We start from the raw sequence: 19,187 nt of genomic DNA, 5'->3' as shown, positions 1-19,187 counted from the left end.
GCGGCTACCTGGGTCGATGAGTCTTCGGCCCCAGGACCGTACCCTGCTCTGTGGTCGAGCAGGTCAGAGATCGTCGGCCGACATCCCGAACTTGCGGCGGATCGGGAACGACGCCAGCACTCCGAGCACCAGGATCAGGCCGATGGCACCGGAACCGATCAGGGCCACATCGCGCGCGGTGTTGTCCGCGGGCGGCGGCGGTGCCGGCACCGGGAGCTGCAGACTGCGGGCCGGACTGGCCTGCTTCGGCGGAAGTTGTTTGGGCACTTCGTTGGTCAGCGCCGCGACGGGATCGACCGCGCCGTAGCCGATATAGGGATTCCAACCCTCGGCCGGTGCGTGGGCGGTGGCCTGCAACCGTTCGATCACCTGTTTGGCGGTCAGATCGGGGAACCGGTCGCGCACCAGCGCGGCGACACCCGCGACATACGGCGACGCGAAACTTGTTCCGCTGTAAGCCATGTACTTGCCCTGGTTGTCGTACTTGCCGTCGGAGATACCGGTGGTCCTGGCGTCGAGCGAGGTAATGCCTTCTCCCGGTGCGGCGATGCCGACCCAGGGGCCCGGCACGGTGAACGTCGACGGTGCGCCGTTGGCGCCGATCGAGCCGACCGACAGCACGTACTCGTCGTACCAGGCGGGGTTCACGTAGGTGCGGATCGTGCTCCACAGATCCTGTGCCGGCTTGAGGGGATCGGGCCCGGGATTGCCTGACTTGCAAGCATTGTCGGAGTTACCCGCCGAGCTGACGATCACTACGTCCTTCTCCAACGCCGCGTACCGCACGGCCGCGCCGAGCGCGCCGAACGCCGCCTCACCGGCCGGGGAACCGCTGTTGCACGCGACGAGAGAGATATTGATGACCCGAGCGCCGAAGTCGGCCGCCCGGCGGATCGCGCCTGCGAGCGAGGAGACTTTGCCGTAGCCCTCGGGGAAGTCGTCGGGTCCCTTGTTCCGCCCGGCGCCCTCGGACTGGTAGAGCGAGCTGGTCTGACGAATGCTGAGGATGCGGGCCTCGGGCGCGACCCCGGAGAATCCTTGGCCTTCGACCTGGGTCGCGCCGATGATCCCGGCGACGACCGTGCCGTGCACATCGCAGTCCTCGGTGCCGTTGCCACCGGCGGCCACATAGTCGCCACCCGCCCACAGGTCGGGCAGGCGGGGATGCGGTTCCACGCCGGTGTCGATCACGGCGACGAGTTGTCCTGCGCCACGGGAGAATTGCCATGCCCGCTCCAGATCGAGCGAACGCTGGCTGGGCGGAATCACCGCAGTCGCCGTGCTCGCCTGGGTACGGAAGCACAGTCCGTTGGTGCCGCTACCTCTTTCGGTCTTGTCCGGCGGCGCGGCGGGATCACCGGCGGGCAGCATCCCGGGGTCGATCGCAGGCGGCCGGTCCGCATGCGCGGTGCCGGATACCCCGAACCCGGCGTTCAGACCGACGACAAGAGCAACGGCCGTCAGTCGAAGGCCGAGCCTCACAGCCCGCGAACCAGCGAGTAGAGACTGGCGACCCAGAACACCAGCGGCAGCACCGCGGCGACGAACGCGTATTCGAGCAGTTCGACGGCCCGGCGCATCGGCGGGGTCGCGGACTGGTTCGGCAAGATCAGGCCCATCACCAGCGCCGAGATCAGCATCACCAGCGCGGCACCGAAAACCACAAGGGGCTGGCGCATTTCGAGCGCGACGCCGACCAGCATGATCAACACGATCGACGAGCCGCCCGCGATCAACACGATGGCCTGTTCGGCACCCGCGTAGGTACGGCTGCGGAACATCAGCACCACCGCGCACACCAGCGCCAGCGAGATGCCGGGCCAGTAGGGATCCTCGGCACCGGCGTTGATCGCCAGCAGCGCGCCGACGACGGTGACCAGTGTGGTCGCGCTGACCAGGCCGGCGAGGTAGTTACGTGCCCGCTCCGACCGCGCGCGCAAGGCATCGAGGGTCGGCAGGGCGCGGTGGTCGTCCGGGTCGTCCTCGGTCGGATCGATCGGGGTGCCGGGGGAGGGGACGGGCGGCAAGGGCAGCTTGGCCAGCAGCATCGAAACACGCGGCGAGAGTGAGAGTCCCGCCAATCCGAGCGCGGCGACGACCGCGCCGATCGCCTTGACCGGCTGATCGGTGAGCAATCCCACCAGTGCGGCGGGCACGCCGAACACCGAGACGGTCGCCGCCCCGATGAACAGCGCAAGCCCGATGCCGGTGACCCGCCAGGCGAGCACCGCGATGGAGCCGAGCAGCGCGAATCCGAGCAGCAGATGCGCCGCGCCGTAATGATCGGGGACCAGCAGCAAGCCGGCGGTCAACGCGGTCGGCAGTGCACAGCCGCCGAGGACGAGCGCGGCCGAGGTGTCGCGGTACATGCGGCTGAGCACCGTGCCCGCCACCACGCAGAGGATCGCGACGAACAGCGCCAGCGACCCGGAAACCCAGAACGGCAACGCATCCGGCGCTGCCAGCAGGCCGAAGCAACCGACCAGCATGGTCACCGCGGCGAGCACCGAACCGGTGATGCGGGCCGTCTTCGGCGTCCAGCTGCGGTAGTGCTCGGCGTCGGCGACCGCGACGTTGTACATGATGTCGTCGAACAGCGGCGTCGGCGCCGCGTGCGAGGCGCTCTCCAGCATGAGGAGTTCGCCGTCGCGCACGCCTTGTTCGCCCAGGCTCAGCGAGTTCGAGAACGGGGGGTGGCCGATGCGCGCGAGCACCCATTCGGCGGGTTCGTAGCGTTCGCCGTCGTTGTCGAAATCATTCGAACGGCTGTGCTGCGCGACCATGTCGACCACGCTGGGAATGACGAGGGCGACCGGCACGTCGACCGGAATAGCCATGTCCACCTGCGTGTGCTTGGCCAGGATGGTTACTCGGGCGAGGTCCGGCGCGCGTACGATGCCGCGCGCGGAGTCCTCCTCCACATGATCGAGTCGCGCGTGCGTCAAAACTCCCCCAGTTCCGTCTCTACCTCGTGTTTCCGCTCGACCGCTCTTAACGATCGACAGTTTGCGGAACCCACCGTTCGGACAGCAGAATGCCTGACGAACCATACGACATGTCGGCCGCGACCTCTACACTGAGCCCGTCGCGACGAAAGATGAGCGATGTAGTCAAAGCAGGGGGGGTCTTCGACCATGAGCACCGTCAGGTTCCAGCGCCGTGCCCGGCGCGAGATGCCGCGTACACCGGGCGGCGAGGTCACGTTGCAGCCGCCGCCGGAGATCCCGCGGATCACCCCGGGCAGCCTGCTGATGAAGCTGATGCCCGTCGTGATGGTGGTCGGCATGGTCGGCATGATGGCGCTGATGTTCACCCAGGGCAGCGGCATGCTGTCCAACCCGATGTCGATGATGTTCCCGATGATGATGATCATGTCGATGGTCACCATGTTCGGACAGGGTGGCGGCAAGGGCGCGAAGGCCGCGGAGGCCAACGAGGACCGCAAGGACTACCTGCGCTACCTCGATCAGGTCCGTAAAGATGTCGACGAGACCGCCAAACAGCAACGCGCCGCAGTCGAGTGGAGCCACCCCGAGCCCGGCCTGATCTGGATGCTCGCCGGCACCAGCCGGATGTGGGAGCGCCGCTCGGGCGACAAGGACTTCTGCCACGCGCGTATCGGCCTCGGCGGCCAGCGCCTGGCGACCAGGCTGGTGGCCCCCGAAACCGGCCCCGTCGAAGAGCTGGAGCCGATCGCCGCGGTCTCGCTGCGCCGCTTCGTGCGTGCGCACTCCACGGTTCCCGATCTGCCCACCGCCATCGCGGTGAAGGGCTTCGGCACCGTCGCCCTCGACGGCGACCGCGCCCAGGCGCGCGACATGACGCGCGCGATGTTGTTGCAGCTGTGCATGTTCCAAGCGCCCGACCAGGTGCTTGTCGCCGTGGTCTGCGGCCCCGACACCGCCCGCGAGTGGGAGTGGACCAAGTGGCTCCCGCACACCCAGCACCCCGAGGTGCAGGACGGCGTCGGCACCCAGCGCATGTTCTACGGCTCCATCCGCGAGGCGATGAGCGGCCTGCATCCGCTGCTCGGCAACCGGGTGCGCTACTCGCGTAACCAGCCCAACAACCCGAACATGGTGCACGTGGTGATCGTCGTCGACGGTGGCCTGCTCGAGGCCGAGGACGACCAGCTGCGCGAGTCCGGGTACGAGGGTGTCACCATCATCGACCTGTGCAATTACGCACCGCGCCTTGCCGTTTCGCGCGGCATCAAGATGGTCGTCGAAGACGGCGAGTGCCTCGGCCGCGGCGCCACCGGCAACCAGGAACGCTTCGCCACCATCGACCGCGTCAGCGCCGAGCAGGCCCAGCAGCTCGCCCGCAGGCTCGCGCCCTACCGCGCGGCCACCCAGCGCAGCAGCGATGTCGAGACCGATGAGTCCGAGACGATCTCCACCTGGTCGCAGCTGATGAGCCTGGGCGATATCGGCAACTTCAACCCGGCCAGCGCCTGGCGTCCCCGCTACGGCCGCGAACGCCTGCGCGTGCCGTTCGGCATCGGCGCCGACGGTGCCCCGGTGGAACTCGACATCAAGGAAGCCGCCGAGAACGGCATGGGCCCGCACGGCCTGTGCATCGGCGCGACCGGTTCCGGTAAATCGGAATTCCTGCGCACCCTGGTGCTCAGCCTGCTCGCCACCCACTCGCCCGACCAGCTCAACCTGGTCCTCGTCGACTTCAAGGGTGGCGCGACGTTCCTCGGCCTCGACGGCGTCCCGCACGTCGCCGCGGTCATCACCAACCTCGAAGACGAAGCCGACCTCGTCGACCGCATGAAAGACGCACTGGCGGGCGAGATGAACCGCCGCCAGGAAGTCCTGCGTCAGGCGGGAAACTTCGCCAACGTCTCCGAATACGAGAAGGCCCGCGCGGCAGGCGCCGACCTCGACCCGCTGCCCGCGCTGTTCGTCGTGCTCGACGAGTTCTCCGAACTGCTCACCCAGCACCCCGATTTCGCCGAACTGTTCGTGATGATCGGCCGCCTCGGCCGCTCACTGCAGGTCCACCTCCTGCTCGCCTCACAGCGTCTCGAGGAAGGCAAGCTCAAGGGCCTGGAATCGCACCTGTCCTACCGCATCGGCCTGAAAACCTTCTCCGCCAACGAATCCCGCCAGGTCCTCGGCGTCCCCGACGCCTACAACCTGCCAAGCACCCCCGGTGGCGGTTACCTCAAATCCGACTCGGGCGAGATCCAGCGTTTCCAAGCCTCCTACGTATCGGGCCCGTATGTCGGTGGTGGATCGGCGCGCGAGGTCACCAGCGCAGGCATCGTCGGCGGCGAAATCGACGTCAACGCCCGACCTTTCGCCGCCACCCACGTCGGCTTCCGCACCGCCGACCGGGTCCCGCTGCCGGTCGAGGCCGAGTTCGACCCGGAGCCGGTCGGCGACGAGAACGACCAGGTGTCGAACCTGAACATGTTGGTCTCGCGTATCCAGGGCTACACCCAGGCTCGCAAGGCCCACGAGATCTGGTTGCCGCCACTCGATGAGGCGCCGACTCTGGATCAGTTGATCCCACGCTCGATCCTCACGGGCGAGTACTCAGCGGCCGCGACGCTTCGTGCGCCCATCGGCATCGTCGACCGGCCCTATGACCAGCGCCGCGATCCGCTGATGCTCGATCTGTCCGGCTCGCGTGGCCACGTGGCGATCGTCGGAGGGCCGCAGTCGGGCAAGTCGACGGCACTTCGCTCGCTCGTGATGGCGATGTCGCTGACTCACACGGCTGAACAAGTGCAGTTCTATTGCCTCGATTTCGGTGGTGGAACATTGTCCAGCCTGCAGGGATTGCCGCACGTCGGCTCGGTCGCCAGTCGGATGGATCCGGACAAGGTGCGCCGAACGGTGGCGGAGATGTCGTCGCTGGTCCGTCAGCGTGAGCGTCGATTCCATCAGCTCGGTATCGAGTCGATGGTCGAATTCCGGCGCTTGCGGGCGATGGACCCGAACAGCAGTCCGGCTGCCGCTGGCGCTCATGAGGACCCCTACGGTGACGCGTTCCTCGTCATCGACGGTTTCGGCACCATCCGTCAGGACTACGAAGCACTCGAACAGCAGGTCACAAACCTTGCCTTGCAAGGACTTTCGTACGGCGTCCACGTCGTTATCGGCATCTCGCGCTGGATGGAAGCCCGCCCCGCATTGAAGGATCAGATCGGCACCCGCATCGAGCTGCGTCTCGGTGACCCGATGGATTCCGAGATCGGCCGCAAATTCGCATCGCTCGTGCCGCAAGGGCGGCCAGGCCGCGGTATCACGCCGGATGCCCTCCACATGTTGATGGCGCTGCCCCGGGTTGACGGCAGTTCCGACCCACTCGATATCGCCACAGGCGTCGCGCACGCTGTCGAGTTGCTCGCCGAACGTACGCCGGGCCGTCCGGCACCGGGCACTCGGACACTGCCGGACGAGCTGGATCGCGCGGCGCTGCTGCGCTCGATGAACAACTGGCCCACGACGATCGATCTGTCGCGCCCGAATTTGCAGGTGCCGATCGGTGTCAACGAGTCCGAATTGGCTCCGGTCACTCTCAATCTCGCTGAAACGCCGCACTTCCTGGTCTTCGGTGACAGTGAATGCGGTAAGACCGCGCTGCTGCGCGGTATCTGCCAGGGGCTCGTCGAGTCCAATACGCCGGCGCAAGCGAAGATCATCCTGGGCGACTATCGCCGAACGCTGCTCGGCACGGTTGAAGGCAACCACCTGGCAGGCTACGCCCCCTCGTCGGAAGTGCTCGGGCCGTTCGTCCAGCAGGTGGTCGGGATCCTGAAGTCCCGTATGCCCGGCGCCAACATCACCCAGCAGGAGCTGCGCGCGCGCTCATGGTGGACGGGCCCCGAGCTCTACCTGATCATCGACGACTACGACCTAGTTGTGACGCCTTCCGGTAACCCGCTCTCGCCGTTGGTCGAGTTCATTCCGCACGCGAAGGACATCGGGTTCCACCTGATCATCGCCCGCCGTTCCGGTGGCGCCTCCCGTGCGATGTACGAGCCGGTGATCTCGCGGATGAAGGATGTCGGCTGCATCGGTCTGGTGATGAGCGGTAGCCGCGACGAAGGTCAGCTGTTCGGCAACGTGCGCGCCAGTGCGATGCCGCCCGGCCGAGGCACCCTGGTTACCAGGAACGCCGTCGATCTCGTGCAGTTGGCATGGGCGCCGGCCTTGTGAGCGACGTCGATGTCGTGATCAGCGGTGCGCGCATGTGGGCGCGCACCGCCACTCGGCACTCGGATGTCGTTCCGTCGGTGATGCCCGTTGACGGTGGGATAGCAGTCGGTGTCGCCGTCGGAGCGAACCAGCCGTCGGCTTCCGTTGTCACCATGGGCGAATCGGCGTGGATCGGGTTCGAGCCCGCGCCGGTCTCGCTCGTTGCCGCCACGGATGCGGTGATCGACAAGCTGTTCGCGGACTTGGGCTCGGTCAGTCCGGGCTCGACGATCACTGTCGCGCATCCCAGCTCCTGGTCGTCATCGCAACGCACCTCGGTCGAGCGCTCCCTCGGCCGGTACTCGAATCTTGTTGTTCTGGAACCTATTGCCGCGCGCATAGCGTCGCTGCGGCAGTCCGCAGGGGCATCCGAGCTGATCGCAGTGGTGGAACTCGAGCCGTTGCATCTCACGGTCAGCGCCATCGCTCGATCCCGGGATCACGTCGAACTCGCTGCCTGCGAGCACGAACCAACCATGGGCGCAGACGAAGTGGGCGAGGCGACCATCGATCGCCTGACCGCGATGATTCGGCAGGCCGTCGATGGTCACCGCCCGTCGACGGTGATCGTCGTCGGCCAGCACGACGAGCGGTTGCTGGAACTGCTGCGTGACTTCGTCACCGAGTCCTGGAGCGCGCAGCCGCCTCCCGTGCAATCGGTGGCCTTCACCGCACTGCTGCACCCGCCATCCGCCCCGAGCGGCCAACCTGTACCCACGGGTCCGCAGGGGCAGTCGGATTGGGTTGGCACACTGCGCGATCGTGCAGCCGCATCCGCCCCGTCCCCGTGGATCGGAACCGCGAAAGTTGTCGCGGCGGCCGCGGTGATCCTCACTGTGCTCACCGTGGGCGTCGTTGTCATAGCCACAACCGGCGGCAGCGGCACAGACGCCGCGGCAACAGCCGAATCGGTTGATCGCGCGCCCACAGGGTCGAAGACACCGATACCGCCATCCCCATCGGCAACTTCCCTCCCGCCGTCCACCGGGGCAGCCAAGCCGTCGCCACGTCACGTGATGGGGCGCATCGCGTTCGACATCCCAGCAGACTGGAAGCTCGGCGCAGGTCCAACCCCTGAACGTGCCACGCTGACCCCGACATCGGCTACGCCCGCCCGAATCACTGTGACATACAACACTGTTGCGGAGGGTGCTGGGTATGATGAAGTGCTAAGGGACATCACTTCGCGAATCGATCGGGCAGCACCCGGACGGTTCGGTTCGCCGGAACGTGACGTGGTGTTCGCCGGGCGCCGGGGGATTGGCTACCAAGAACATCCTGGCGACGGGTCCGTCGTCAGGTGGTATGTCCTACTCGACCATGGTGTCCAGACCAACGTTGGTTGCCAGCATGGAGCAGAAGGATGGGGGACTGTCAGATCTGCGTGCGAGGACGTGATGAGATCCGTCGCGATCACGCCGTAGAGCCTGGAAATTTTCTCCGAAAATGACGGAACCGATCACACCGTCGGTGCGTCTAACCAGATGAAGGGCTCAGATCGCCAGCAGGGGGGTCTGGTCCACTGACCACGAAGGAGCCAGAATGGGTTTCAACGCAACTCCTGACGAGATCCGGGCGTTCTCCGGCCGTATGAAGGACAAGCACGACGCGATTCAGGGGATGATCACGCGGGCAGAGGGACACGCCAGCGATGTCAACAGCCCGGCGTTCCAGGGCGCGGCAGGCCAGGCCTTCCAGAACTCGATGCAGGAGTACCTGGCGAACGCCAAGAAGCTGAACGAGGGGCTTTACGCCGCGTCCGACACGGTCTCCCAGATTGCTGGTCAGATCGACGACACGGAACTCGACAATGCTCAGCAGATCATCCAGGGCGCACAGCTGAACATGAACGAGCAAAACGCGTAATCGCGAACCCCATCACACCTAAGACCACTCGGAAGGAACACAATGGCTGACATCGGTTCGATTAGGTATGACTTCGGCGCGATTGACGATGCGGGCTCGGGCCTCAAGACTCAGGCGCAGCAGATCACCTCTGCTCTCCAGGACTACGAGAACGAATTCCAACGCTTTATCGAGTCCAACTGGTCAGAAGGTGAAGGCTCCGCTGCCTTCGCGATCATGCAGACCAAGTGGTCGAATGACTCGTTGGCACTGAACGGGAGCCTGCAGAAAATCGGTGCGACGACACTGTCCGGCTCTGAGGGCATGCGCGCCACCGACGTGCGCCTCGCTCAGATGCTGGCGCAGTAGTCGGCAAAAGAATGGCAGGGGTGGGCTCGACGATTTGTCGAGTCCACCCCTTGCTCGTTTGTTGTGAAATCGTGGGTAGTGTGGTGGCTCGCCCGCTATCGGACGTCGATCACCCAAGATCGGCTAGCAGGAGATACTGGGCCGCGGCGCGTTGGTAGACGTCTTGCAGGTTTGCGCCACCAACCCGAACAAGGTATCTGCCCACTGTATAGCTACAACTTGGCGGGGTGGATCGGTTGGGATCACCGCTGTTGCATTTGGCGTTCGGCATATGTGGCGGCGGGCTGGCCTCAGCAGTCACAAGCTCGGGCGAAAGTGTTCCGCCGACGAAAGCAGCGGAGAGTCGTTCAGCAGCGGCTGCATCTTTGGCGCGATAGACGAACGCACCACTTGAAACGATATAGTCGACGCCGGCGTCGGCATATGCCGACGCCGCAGCTACTGGCAGTGCTGCTTGCGACACGACGACGTGTGTGGGGTAGACGCCGATTCGACTCGTCACCTTATCGGCTGGGAGCGTGTGGCTCAGGAGGCCATCTACATCGAGTGGAATTCTGGGAATTTCCTGTATAGGTGTGCGGGAATATCCGCGCAGCCGTTCGATTTGTTTGTCGTAGAATTTCTTGACAATTTCGGCGTTATCAGGAATCTCGAATGGCCTGCTGACTGGATCGCTGATCTGCAGGTAAATCAGCATATCTTCGTGCGCTAGCCATGAGCGCATCTTCGGCGTGATGTCCCCTGGCTCTGCTGGCGTTACCTTGGTTTGTGCACCAGGGTGCCCATCTATCGTATGTGCACTGCCGGGGATGAGACCCGCCATCTTGGCGGCGGCATTTCGGGCATTTTCAGGCGTATCAAAGCGAACCGACCATGTGTCTATGCCCCGACCCTCGCCTGAATTCGACCGTCGGGTTGCGTGTGTTCGCCATCCGGCAACCAGGCCGGGGAATTCATTGGTGAAATTTTTTCGCTCAACTTTGATTCCGACCTCGTCTGGGTATGGAGGTTCGGCTGGTGTAATAATTTGGCTTCGGTTGTAGTCGAGTCCATACGCGAGCCTGCTGTCGTACTCGTATGGCACAGGAGTTGAATTTCCAATGCGGACGGATTCGCGAACCGAACCGGAGGAAGAGTCGCGGAGGGCCTCAACATCAATAGGCTTCGTCGGGTAGTTCCCTGCATCAAGCTTGGTGATGTCAACGGAAGATCTAGTCGGTTCCTGTTCGCTGCTGCATGCCCCTACCGCGAGAAGGGCAGAGGCGGCAATCGCTACGTATCTTCTTCGCATCGCTTACTCGCACTTCTCCAGAATGATGAATTGGGCTGCCGTGCGTTCTTGGAGTCCGATATCGATTTGGGAGTAACCCGTAGATTTTGCAGAAACCACAGCTACGTATCTGCCATGCACAACGACGCATATCGCATTGTTCTCTCGATCGTCGAACGTATCGAATCGAACACACTGCGCGTCCGCAATCCCGAATGGTGGCGTAAGTGGTGTGTCGTCCCTGCCTCGGCGTGTGAGGAAAGCCTGCAAGCCGAATGCTGCTGCAGCATCGCGCGTTCGGTATACCGTGCTTGCGCGACGCCCGACTAAATCCACGCCGGCCGTTTCAAATTCTTTACGCGCATCTACCGAATTATTTTGGTAGTGAAGGATGCCTGCTGGCAGGTACGTTCCGAAATCATCGGTCGAGGGTATGGCGTCCCGGCTCTCGCGATCCATCGTACGTCTGACGATATTGTCTGGGTCGAGAGGCTGGTCCAGAACATCATCCAGCGGTATCGGTCGCTGCGTATCCAGTGCGCGATTCTGTTCTTCGAGCGAATTCTTTACTCTCGAAATCGCCGTGTTGGACTCCCCTGGGGGTTGTTTCGTACTGATAAATACTACGTATGGACCGTGTGGCTGCCAAGTATCGATCTGCGCGTTGCCTTCTGAACTGGATGAATGTGCATTTGGGTGCCCAGGTATATCAAGACTATTTCGTGCGCCAACGGTCATCGAGATATTGTTGAGCTCTTTGGCCGCCCAGCTGCTCTCCGAATCGGACTCGAATTGCAAGACCGCGACGCTGACTTCCTTGGGGCGTCGAGCACTTCCATTGCTTCGGATAGACGCGACACCGGCAATAAATTTGACGTTGTCTTTGATAACTTGCTTGTGGGCGTCCAATATTCCCTCGGATACCGGAAGTCCGAGGTGGCTGGCAAATACTCCAGTCGACTCTTGCTTGTGGGCGTCCGGATCGACGTACGTGGGCAGTATGAGGTAGTTCAGCAATCGTCGAGCCTCGATCAGTCGAACCCGCTCTGGCGCTCCGTAACCCGTATCCAGCTGAAATGATGTAGGTTCGCTGTTGAACGGTCCGGGACGCAGTTCTGTGATATCGACCGCGGTGGCGCCGGGCTGTGGGTTTCCTGCAATTGTCACGCCACAACTGCAGCACGCTACTACGGCTGCGGAAGCCGCGAGCACAAGCCATTTTTTCATTGAATCCCCCCATCATCCATTTAAGCCGCTCGGGAATGTCCTACTTGAGGGCCTTTGAAATTACCGGGACCATTTTCTCCAGGAGAATCGCCTGTGACTGACTGCTCCATACCTGGAAAGCCTGGACGGTCGACGGGTCATCGACGACGACGACCTTGCCGCTTCCGCTTGTCAGTGAGTAGGGCAGACCACGGAATCCACCATTTCCTGCTTGACTGTCGGTGCGGAAAACGATGACCACATCAGTGTTGTTCTTGACGTTGTAGTCGCCGACCGACAGCGCCCTCGGTGATTTCTCCTCCGCACCGACAGCTTTGAAATCAGGGTTGTAGTCGAAATCGAGGTCGCGTAGGAACTTCCACTGGTCGCTCGGGTTCAGGACAACAGAAAGGCTGGAGTTGCCGAAGTTGTAGGCAGTGACAGTCTTGCCGCTGAACTCTGGGTGTTCGGTGCGGGCCTGCGCCATGGGATCTCCACCACCGGCGGATCCTCCATCAGGCCTGGTCAATATGAAGATGCCGGAGCCGACGAGCGCCAGGACGACGAGTCCGATCAGCCCGGACAGCAACATCTTCCGGGTTCTGTTCGGACTGCGGTGGGGGGAGGGGTTGCGGGAGGTGATGACGTCCTGCTCGGAGACGCCCCCACCGGGACCGACATAGGCCGCCACCGGGCGACTCGGGTCGGTGCCCCACTGTGTAGGCCTGAGCGCATCGGTGGCGGCGGTGACGGGGGAGGCCGTCGGCATGCTCGATGCGGTGTGGAAGCTCTGGGAGGCGGGTGCTTGCATCGGGGCGCCGAACAGTGCGGCCTGTGCGTCGTGGATGAACTCGCGGCAGGTGGCGTAGCGATGCGCCGGGTCTTTTGCCATGACCTTGGCGATGACGCGGTCGATGGCCGGCGGGAGGTCGGGGCGCACTGCGGTGACGCGGGGCGGCGGTTCGTGGAGGTGGCCCATCATGACCATGGCCGTTACGGTTGCGGGGTAAGGGTTTTGGCCGGTGAGTAGCTTGTACAGCGAGCAGCCGAGGCTGTAGATGTCGGCGCGGTGGTCGACCTTGCCGCCCAGCAGTTGCTCCGGGGGAGCGTAGGCGATGGTGGCCATGATGTTGCCCGTGGCGGTCAACTCTTGGCGGTCGTCGGCGGACTTGGCGACACCGAAGTCGGTCAGCAGGACACGTTCCTCGTCGCCGTCCTCTGCTGCCGCGATCATGAAGTTGGCGGGCTTGATATCGCGGTGGAGCAGGCCACGACGGTGCGCGTAGTCCAGGCCCTTGCCGACTTCACCGATGATGCGCAGGGCGCGATGTGTCGGCATGGCGGATGGGCCTTTGGCCACCTCGGCTGAGGCATCGGTGCCGTCGACGTACTGCATCGCGATCCACAGCTGGCCGTCCTCGTCGCCGCGGTTGTACACCGCGACGATGTTGGGATGGTCCAAGCCGGCGGCGAGGTTGGCTTCGCGCTCGAAACGCCCGCGGAACTCGGGGTCGGTGGACAGATCGCCGCTGAGCACCTTGAGGGCGTCGCGCCGGGGAAGGCTGGGATTCTGGGCAAGGTAGACGGTGCCCATCCCGCCGGCACCGAGCACCTTGATCACTCGATAGCCACCCACAATTGCGCCGGGCCGCAAGGCCATTCGCGTCTCCTCAATCCTTCGCGCGCCCCGGAGTGCACGTGCCGACCAGGGCAATCTAACAGGTGCTGCGTTACCTCACCGTGCACGCGGGCATCAGCTGAATCCGTTCAAAAGCCTGTACTGGGCAGCGATTCGCTGGTGTGCGTCCTGCAGGCTACGTGCCGAGGCACCGATGACATAGCGACCGATTGTTCCTTGGCAGGTGGGCTCTGAGATGGAGCTCGACGACTTCGGATCGACGGCGAAGCAGGTGAAGGTCGGCATATTCGGTGGGGCATCGGCCTTGACAAAGGCTGTGTCGCTGTTGAATTCGCTGTCCAGCCAGGCGTGGAAGCGTGCAGCGGCAGCTTCGTCACGTGCGCGACGCACCGACCCTATGTCGAACGCCACGTAGTCGAGGCCCGCGTCGGTATACGCGGGACTCGCCGACGCCGGATGCTCTTCGAGGTGCAGAGCGGCCTGCGCGGGGTAGACGGCGGCGCTGCTGGTGCTGGTCTTGGAACGCTTCGCGGCTTCGGTTGGCAGCGTTCGGCTCAGCAAGCCCTCGGTATCGAGTGGAAGTTTGTCGATATCGCTCAGGGGCGTGGGCGTGAACGAGCGAAGCATCTCGATCTGCTTGTCGAAGAATTTCTGGGCGACAGCAGCGTCGGCGGCCGGATCGTAAGGCAGACCCAGCCAGTCGGCGACCTCGATGAAGTAGACCATGTCGCCGCGGGGAAGCCAGACGCGGAGATTCTGCACCGGCATCGGTGTGGGCTTGGGCTCCAACTTGGCCAGCGCGTCGGAATAGCTCGGGATCGAGTAGGCCGAACCCGTTGCGCGGTTGGACAATTCGACAGCCGCGTGTCTGGCCTGATCGGTCGTCTGGAAACGGACGGTGATGGTCGCGACCGTCCGCCCCGCGTTCATCTCGTCCCGGCGATCCGCTGAACTTTCCCACCCGGCGACGAGACCGGGGATCGTGGCCTCGAAGTCTTTGTTCTCGATCCCGGCACCAGGGAAATACGGTGGATCGGCGGGGGTGATGTGGCGACCACCCGAGAATCCGTTCGCGAAGACGAATCGCGGATCGTATTGGAAGGGAGCGGGAGTCGCGGCGCCGATGCGGATCGCCTCACGCAGGGCTCCGGACGCCGGCACCCGAGTGGATTCCACGTCGACCGGCGTTGTCGGATAGTTGCCGGAATCCAAGGTGGCGATGTCTATCTTCGGGGTCGGCGGGGTCGCGGCATCGGAGCTTTCGCCGCACGCGCTCAGCAGAAGTCCGAGCGCCACCACTGCGCCGCTCACGCGGAGTTTTCGCATGTTCTCTACTCGCTCTTCTCGAGAATCGCGTACTGCGCGGCGGTTCGTTCCTGCAGCGTCGGGTCGACCTGCAACGCCGACTTGGACAGCGATCCCATCGACATCACCACCGCGACGTACCGGCCGTAGACGAGGACGCAGAATCCGTTGAAGTTGCGGTTCTTGTCGGCCTCGGACAGCCGAACGCATTGCGCGTCGGCAATGCCGGGCGGTGGGTCGAGAATGCCGTCGTCCTTGCCCCGCTTCGCCAGGGCTGTCTGCAGTGTGAACGCGGACTCGACGTCGCGGGTCCGGTACACAGTGCTGTAGCGCCGTCCGACCAGGTCCACACCGGTGTCCTCGAACACCTTGCGGAGCTCGAGCGGGTTGCGCTCGTAGTGCAGCATCCCCGACGGCATGAACGTGCCGAAATCCTCTTGGTAGAAGCTCATCCCGTACGGGTCGCCCGCGGGCGACTTGTCCATGGTTCGCCGCACGATGCCGTCGGGATCACGTGGCAGGTCCATCAGATCGTCGGGCGCGATCACCTTGAAGGCGTCCAGCGCGGGGATCTGCAGGTCCATCGACATTGTGATTTTGCCTGCCAGCCCTGCCGCATCGGGCGTCGCCTTGGCCACCGAGTTGACGATCACGAACGGGCCGTGCTGCTGAAAAGCATTGACACCCATGTCGTCTGCGCTGGAAGCGTTGGCAGCAGGATAGCCGGGGACGGTCACCGGATGCCGAGGTCGCTCACCCGCCAACCCCACCTGGTACATGGCAGCCGCGGCGTTTTCGGCGTCCTGCTCAGTAGCGAATTGCAGCACGCCGACCAGCATCATCTCGAGATCTCGGACGCTGCCATTCGTCCGGGTTTCGGTGACGCCGACTACCAGATTGTTCGTGAAGACGGCCTCGGTGAACTGGGCGGGAAGGCTGCCGGTCTTCGTCATCGCGGTATCGTTCGCGAAGATCCTCGTGTAGCCCAGTTCCGACAACGAGGGCAGAATGTCGTTGGGGTGGACGAGGGTGTTGAGCAGTCGCCTACCCTCGATCAACCGGATTCTTTCCGAAGTGAAAGAGGGAAACGTTTCTATGAACGGCGTGGGTTCGGTGACCTGGGCTCCGGTCTCGAGCGTGGCTATGTCCACCGGCGTGGTTCCCGGCTTGGCCTGGCCTGAAATTGTTCCGGCACAACCTGATCCGACGATCAGGACGGCGAACAGTGCGGTCAGCCGCAGGGTGTTCTTCATCGCGAGATCCTCATCGGGCTGAGAGCAGAATGTACTGAGCGGTCGCCTGCTGGTGCAGGTCTTGCAGGTTCTTGTTTCGGACCTGCACGACGTATCTGTCGATATGTAGGAAACAGATATGGTCGGCCGTTCTGATCTCGCCCAGCGACTCGAAGGTATTGGCGAAGCACTTGATCGGCACGGTCAGCTTCGACGGAGCCTGAACTTCCTTCATGTCCTTGTCCGGAGTGATTCCTTCTTGGTACATGCCGTTCGCGCCGGCGGCAGTAGCTGACCGGAAGACGACCGTCTCGCCGAAGGTGATCAGCTCGGTGCCGTATTCGGCGAAGTCCGAGAGGATCTCGGGCGATGGATCCTTGTACAAGCTGAGCGCGACTCGGCCGGTGGAGTAGCCGTCGGGTTGTTCGCGTACCGGAGCCGCCGGGTCGGACGGCAATGTCCGGCCGAGCTGGCCGGTCGGGTCGAGCGGTACGTGCTCGAGCTTGTCCGAAGGGGTCGGCTGGAATTTGTCCAGCAGCGGAATCTGTACTTCGAGTGCTCGCTCGACCTGCCTGGTGAGGGATCCCAGATCTGGGGCGCTGGTCTCATCGTCGATCTTCATGAAGATGACGTAGCGGTCGTGCACGGTCCATGCACCGACCGACGACACCGACGGGCGCCAGTGCGCAGATGTCGTGGGGTACTTGGTGATCGGTACCTTGACGTTATCGGTGTTGAAGGTGAAATCGTCATTTTCCAGTGTCGGTCCGACCGACTCCGCGGTCTTCGCGTCGGGGAACATCAGCACCGAGAGGTGGAGCTTGCGCTGCTTGTTCTCGGCGTTGGGGGCGGTGGCCCACGAGTTCAGCCAGCCCGCGACGAGATCTTCGGCCACTTCGTCGAAGGTGTCGTTGACGATGAGGCCGCCGAGACCTTTCCGATTCAGCACGATCTGCGCGCTCGGGACGAACGATTCGAACCGGGCGTCCCGGACATACGCCGGGTCAACCTCGAACGGCACCGCAACGTAGTCGCCGAGCCGCTGGGCTTCCCACGCGCGCGCCTGGGTCATGCTCTTGGCGTTGCCGACTGTGCGTGGCTTGGTCTGGTAGTTGCCGAAGTCGAGATCCACCGTGTCCGGCGCGACCCGAGTCGCGGAGCCGGAAACCTGTCCGCCGCACCCGGCGACTGTGGCAGTGACAACGGCGGCGACTGCTGCCTGAGCGGCGACTCGGGTAATCGATACCCCACGTTTGAGCCTCACGCCTCCCCCTCCAACTAACATTTGATCCGATCATGAGCCCGTAGACCCATCACTTCCCCGGTGATCTGGTTCGCGGGCATCGTAGCGCACACCCACCTCGGCGATCCCGTCGAACAGCGCTACGCGGAGGGCTTCAGCGCGCGCTGCCCTGGAACCATCCAGTCCCGCAGATTCGGTGAACCAACTTCCGGACGCGCGGCCCGCTCGACGTGCGCAGCTTCCCGAAATCGCGGAATACGGGGTCCGAAATTTCCTGATCTATCTGACATAACCGCAGCACTGCCCCCTATTTCACTTGGCTCTGCAGCACGGGGACCAGCCGGGAGAGCAGGGTTTGTTCGGAGCTCGAAGTCCAGGAGCGGATGGCTGTCACCGCGAGGGGATTGTCGATCGGGATGACTTTCGCGCGGGAGCCGGCGATCTGGAAGGGCAGGCCGAGCAGGCCGCCGCCGCCTGCCTTGGCGTCGCTGCGAACGGCGAGGATATAGCTGTCCTCGGGGGTGTCGAAGCGGTCGTACGAGTTGGCTACGGGGCGTGGTGATGGTTCGTCGCCGGTCTTCGTGTAGTTGAAGTTGTAGACGAAACCGAGGTCCTCGAGGAACTTGGTCTGCAGGGTGCCGCCGAGGTAGGTCGCGACCTTGTTGTCGGCGTCCACGTCGACCATCAAGATCGTTTTACCGGCGAAGGCCGGATTGTCCGCACGGGCTTGCTCGAGTGGGCTCAGTGCCGCCTGCGAGGGGCTGGTGGTGGGGTTGGTTGGTGGTGTGTCGCCGCCCGAGGCCCAGAGACCGACGCCGACGGTGACAGCTACGACGGCAACGAGGGCGCCGACGACGAGCATGAGCTTGTTCTTCGGATTCCGTTGCGCGCTAACGGTTTCCGGTGAGTTAACTGCGGCGGCGGGATTCGTCCACTGTGGCGGGATCTGGATCGGATAGGTCGGTGAGGTGAAGTTGCCGGTGGGCGCCGATCCAGGAACGAGGACGGCGGTGGCTGCGTCGGTGAACTCCTTGCAGGTCGAGAACCGTTCGTGCGGATTCTTCGCCATCGCGCGGGCGAAGACCTGGTCGATCGCGGGCGGCAGTCCGGCGCGAACAGCGGTCGCGCGCGGTGGCGGCTCGTGCAGGTGCCCCATCATCACCATGGCGGGTTGCGTTGCGGGATAAGGATTCTGGCCGGTGAGGAGTTTGAAGAACGCGCAAGCGAGGCTGTAGATGTCGGCGCGATGGTCGAGCGCGCCGCCGGCGAGTTGCTCCGGGGGAGCGTAGGCGATGGTGGCGAGGAAGTTGCCGGTCTGAGTGAGTTCGGAAACATCGTCTGCCGATTTCGCCACGCCGAAATCGGTGAGCAACACCCGCTCGTCGTCACCGTAGACGTTGGACAGCAGGAAGTTCGCCGGTTTCACATCGCGATGCAGCAGCCCGCGACGATGCGCGAAATCCAGGCCCTTGCCGATCTCGGTGGTGATCCGTAGGGCGCGCAACGGGGTCATCGCGTGTGGGTCACGAGCCAGTTCGGCGGCGGCGTCGGTGCCTTCGACGAACTGCATCGCGATCCACAGCTGGCCGAATTCCTCACCGCGGTTGAAGACCGAAACGATGTTGGGGTGGTCGAGTCCGGCGGCGAGGTTGGCTTCGCGCTGGAACCGTGCCCGGAACTCGGGATCAAGGCTCAGGTCGGTGCTGAGGATCTTGATCGCGTCGGTGCGCGGCAGGCTCGGATGCTCGGCGAGAAAGACCGAGCCCATGCCGCCCGCACCCAATTTGCGAATGATTCGGTAGCCACCGACGACGGTGCCCGGGCTCATCGTCATCGTTCTCGATCTCCTGGTTCGTTGCCCCGC

General features: G+C 63.8%; 13 protein-coding genes. 4 read left to right on the top strand and 9 right to left on the bottom strand.

Annotated elements, in window-relative coordinates; all coding sequences use genetic code 11:
- Positions 1-63: 63 nt before the first annotated feature.
- Together mycP and eccD are read right to left on the bottom strand one after the other, a co-directional pair.
- The gene (mycP, locus tag ACLJPD_RS19305; RefSeq protein ID WP_410873801.1) at positions 64-1,482 is read right to left on the bottom strand and encodes a type VII secretion-associated serine protease mycosin; all 1,419 of its coding nucleotides are present in this window, start codon (positions 1,480-1,482) and stop codon (positions 64-66) included.
- Positions 1,479-2,945 carry a type VII secretion integral membrane protein EccD gene (gene eccD / locus ACLJPD_RS19300; protein WP_410873799.1) on the bottom strand — a complete coding sequence of 489 codons (1,467 nt, stop codon included), beginning with the start codon at positions 2,943-2,945 and terminating at the stop codon, positions 1,479-1,481. Before eccD ends, mycP begins: the two co-directional genes overlap by 4 nt.
- Positions 2,946-3,134: 189 nt before the next feature.
- Between eccD and eccCa the strand changes: the two genes are divergently transcribed.
- From eccCa to ACLJPD_RS19280, 4 genes are all read left to right on the top strand, one after another.
- On the top strand, positions 3,135-7,175 hold the full coding sequence (eccCa, locus tag ACLJPD_RS19295) for a type VII secretion protein EccCa (protein ID WP_410873797.1): 4,041 nt from the start codon (positions 3,135-3,137) through the stop codon (positions 7,173-7,175).
- A complete protein-coding gene (locus tag ACLJPD_RS19290) occupies positions 7,172-8,638 on the top strand; it encodes a type VII secretion-associated protein (RefSeq protein WP_410873795.1) in 1,467 nt (488 codons plus the stop codon). The genes eccCa and ACLJPD_RS19290 overlap by 4 nt, the downstream gene beginning before the upstream one ends.
- Positions 8,639-8,756: 118 nt before the next feature.
- Positions 8,757-9,080 carry a WXG100 family type VII secretion target gene (locus ACLJPD_RS19285; protein ID WP_410873793.1) on the top strand — a complete coding sequence of 108 codons (324 nt, stop codon included), beginning with the start codon at positions 8,757-8,759 and terminating at the stop codon, positions 9,078-9,080.
- A 42-nt stretch (positions 9,081-9,122) separates the two neighbouring features.
- Positions 9,123-9,428: a WXG100 family type VII secretion target gene (locus ACLJPD_RS19280; RefSeq protein ID WP_410873791.1), complete on the top strand. Its 306-nt coding sequence runs from the start codon at positions 9,123-9,125 to the stop codon at positions 9,426-9,428.
- Between the two features lie 109 nt (positions 9,429-9,537).
- On the opposite strand, the gene ACLJPD_RS19275 is transcribed toward ACLJPD_RS19280, so the two are convergent.
- The 7 genes from ACLJPD_RS19275 to ACLJPD_RS19245 form a co-directional block, all read right to left on the bottom strand.
- Positions 9,538-10,719 (bottom strand): hypothetical protein, encoded by a 1,182-nt coding sequence (locus tag ACLJPD_RS19275; RefSeq protein WP_410873789.1) that lies wholly within the window; start codon positions 10,717-10,719, stop codon positions 9,538-9,540.
- A 3-nt stretch (positions 10,720-10,722) separates the two neighbouring features.
- Entirely contained in the window at positions 10,723-11,865 is a 1,143-nt protein-coding gene (locus ACLJPD_RS19270) for a hypothetical protein (RefSeq protein ID WP_410873787.1), read from the bottom strand.
- 100 nt (positions 11,866-11,965) lie between these two features.
- Positions 11,966-13,564: a serine/threonine-protein kinase gene (locus ACLJPD_RS19265; RefSeq protein ID WP_410873785.1), complete on the bottom strand. Its 1,599-nt coding sequence runs from the start codon at positions 13,562-13,564 to the stop codon at positions 11,966-11,968.
- Between the two features lie 93 nt (positions 13,565-13,657).
- Positions 13,658-14,869: a hypothetical protein gene (locus ACLJPD_RS19260; RefSeq protein WP_410873783.1), complete on the bottom strand. Its 1,212-nt coding sequence runs from the start codon at positions 14,867-14,869 to the stop codon at positions 13,658-13,660.
- A 5-nt stretch (positions 14,870-14,874) separates the two neighbouring features.
- Entirely contained in the window at positions 14,875-16,101 is a 1,227-nt protein-coding gene (locus tag ACLJPD_RS19255) for a hypothetical protein (RefSeq protein ID WP_410873782.1), read from the bottom strand.
- A 10-nt stretch (positions 16,102-16,111) separates the two neighbouring features.
- The gene (locus ACLJPD_RS19250) at positions 16,112-17,344 is read right to left on the bottom strand and encodes a hypothetical protein (RefSeq protein ID WP_410873781.1); all 1,233 of its coding nucleotides are present in this window, start codon (positions 17,342-17,344) and stop codon (positions 16,112-16,114) included.
- A 286-nt stretch (positions 17,345-17,630) separates the two neighbouring features.
- The gene (locus ACLJPD_RS19245) at positions 17,631-19,157 is read right to left on the bottom strand and encodes a serine/threonine-protein kinase (RefSeq protein ID WP_410873780.1); all 1,527 of its coding nucleotides are present in this window, start codon (positions 19,155-19,157) and stop codon (positions 17,631-17,633) included.
- Positions 19,158-19,187 lie beyond the last annotated feature (30 nt).

The organism is Nocardia sp. A7, from assembly GCF_046549215.1.
Lineage (GTDB): Bacteria > Actinomycetota > Actinomycetes > Mycobacteriales > Mycobacteriaceae > Nocardia.
This window is presented reverse-complemented; position numbering and strand designations above follow the sequence as displayed.

Bases quoted from the DNA above. Each gene is read 5' to 3' on its own strand.
- ACLJPD_RS19260 (WP_410873783.1), bottom strand. From the start codon at position 14,869: ATGCGAAAACTCCGCGTGAGCGGCGCAGTGGTGGCGCTCGGACTTCTG.
- ACLJPD_RS19255 (WP_410873782.1), bottom strand. From the start codon at position 16,101: ATGAAGAACACCCTGCGGCTGACCGCACTGTTCGCCGTCCTGATCGTC.
- ACLJPD_RS19285 (WP_410873793.1), top strand. From the start codon at position 8,757: ATGGGTTTCAACGCAACTCCTGACGAGATCCGGGCGTTCTCCGGCCGT.
- ACLJPD_RS19280 (WP_410873791.1), top strand. From the start codon at position 9,123: ATGGCTGACATCGGTTCGATTAGGTATGACTTCGGCGCGATTGACGAT.
- ACLJPD_RS19275 (WP_410873789.1), bottom strand. From the start codon at position 10,719: ATGCGAAGAAGATACGTAGCGATTGCCGCCTCTGCCCTTCTCGCGGTA.
- ACLJPD_RS19245 (WP_410873780.1), bottom strand. From the start codon at position 19,157: ATGACGATGAGCCCGGGCACCGTCGTCGGTGGCTACCGAATCATTCGC.
- eccCa (WP_410873797.1), top strand. From the start codon at position 3,135: ATGAGCACCGTCAGGTTCCAGCGCCGTGCCCGGCGCGAGATGCCGCGT.
- ACLJPD_RS19265 (WP_410873785.1), bottom strand. From the start codon at position 13,564: ATGGCCTTGCGGCCCGGCGCAATTGTGGGTGGCTATCGAGTGATCAAG.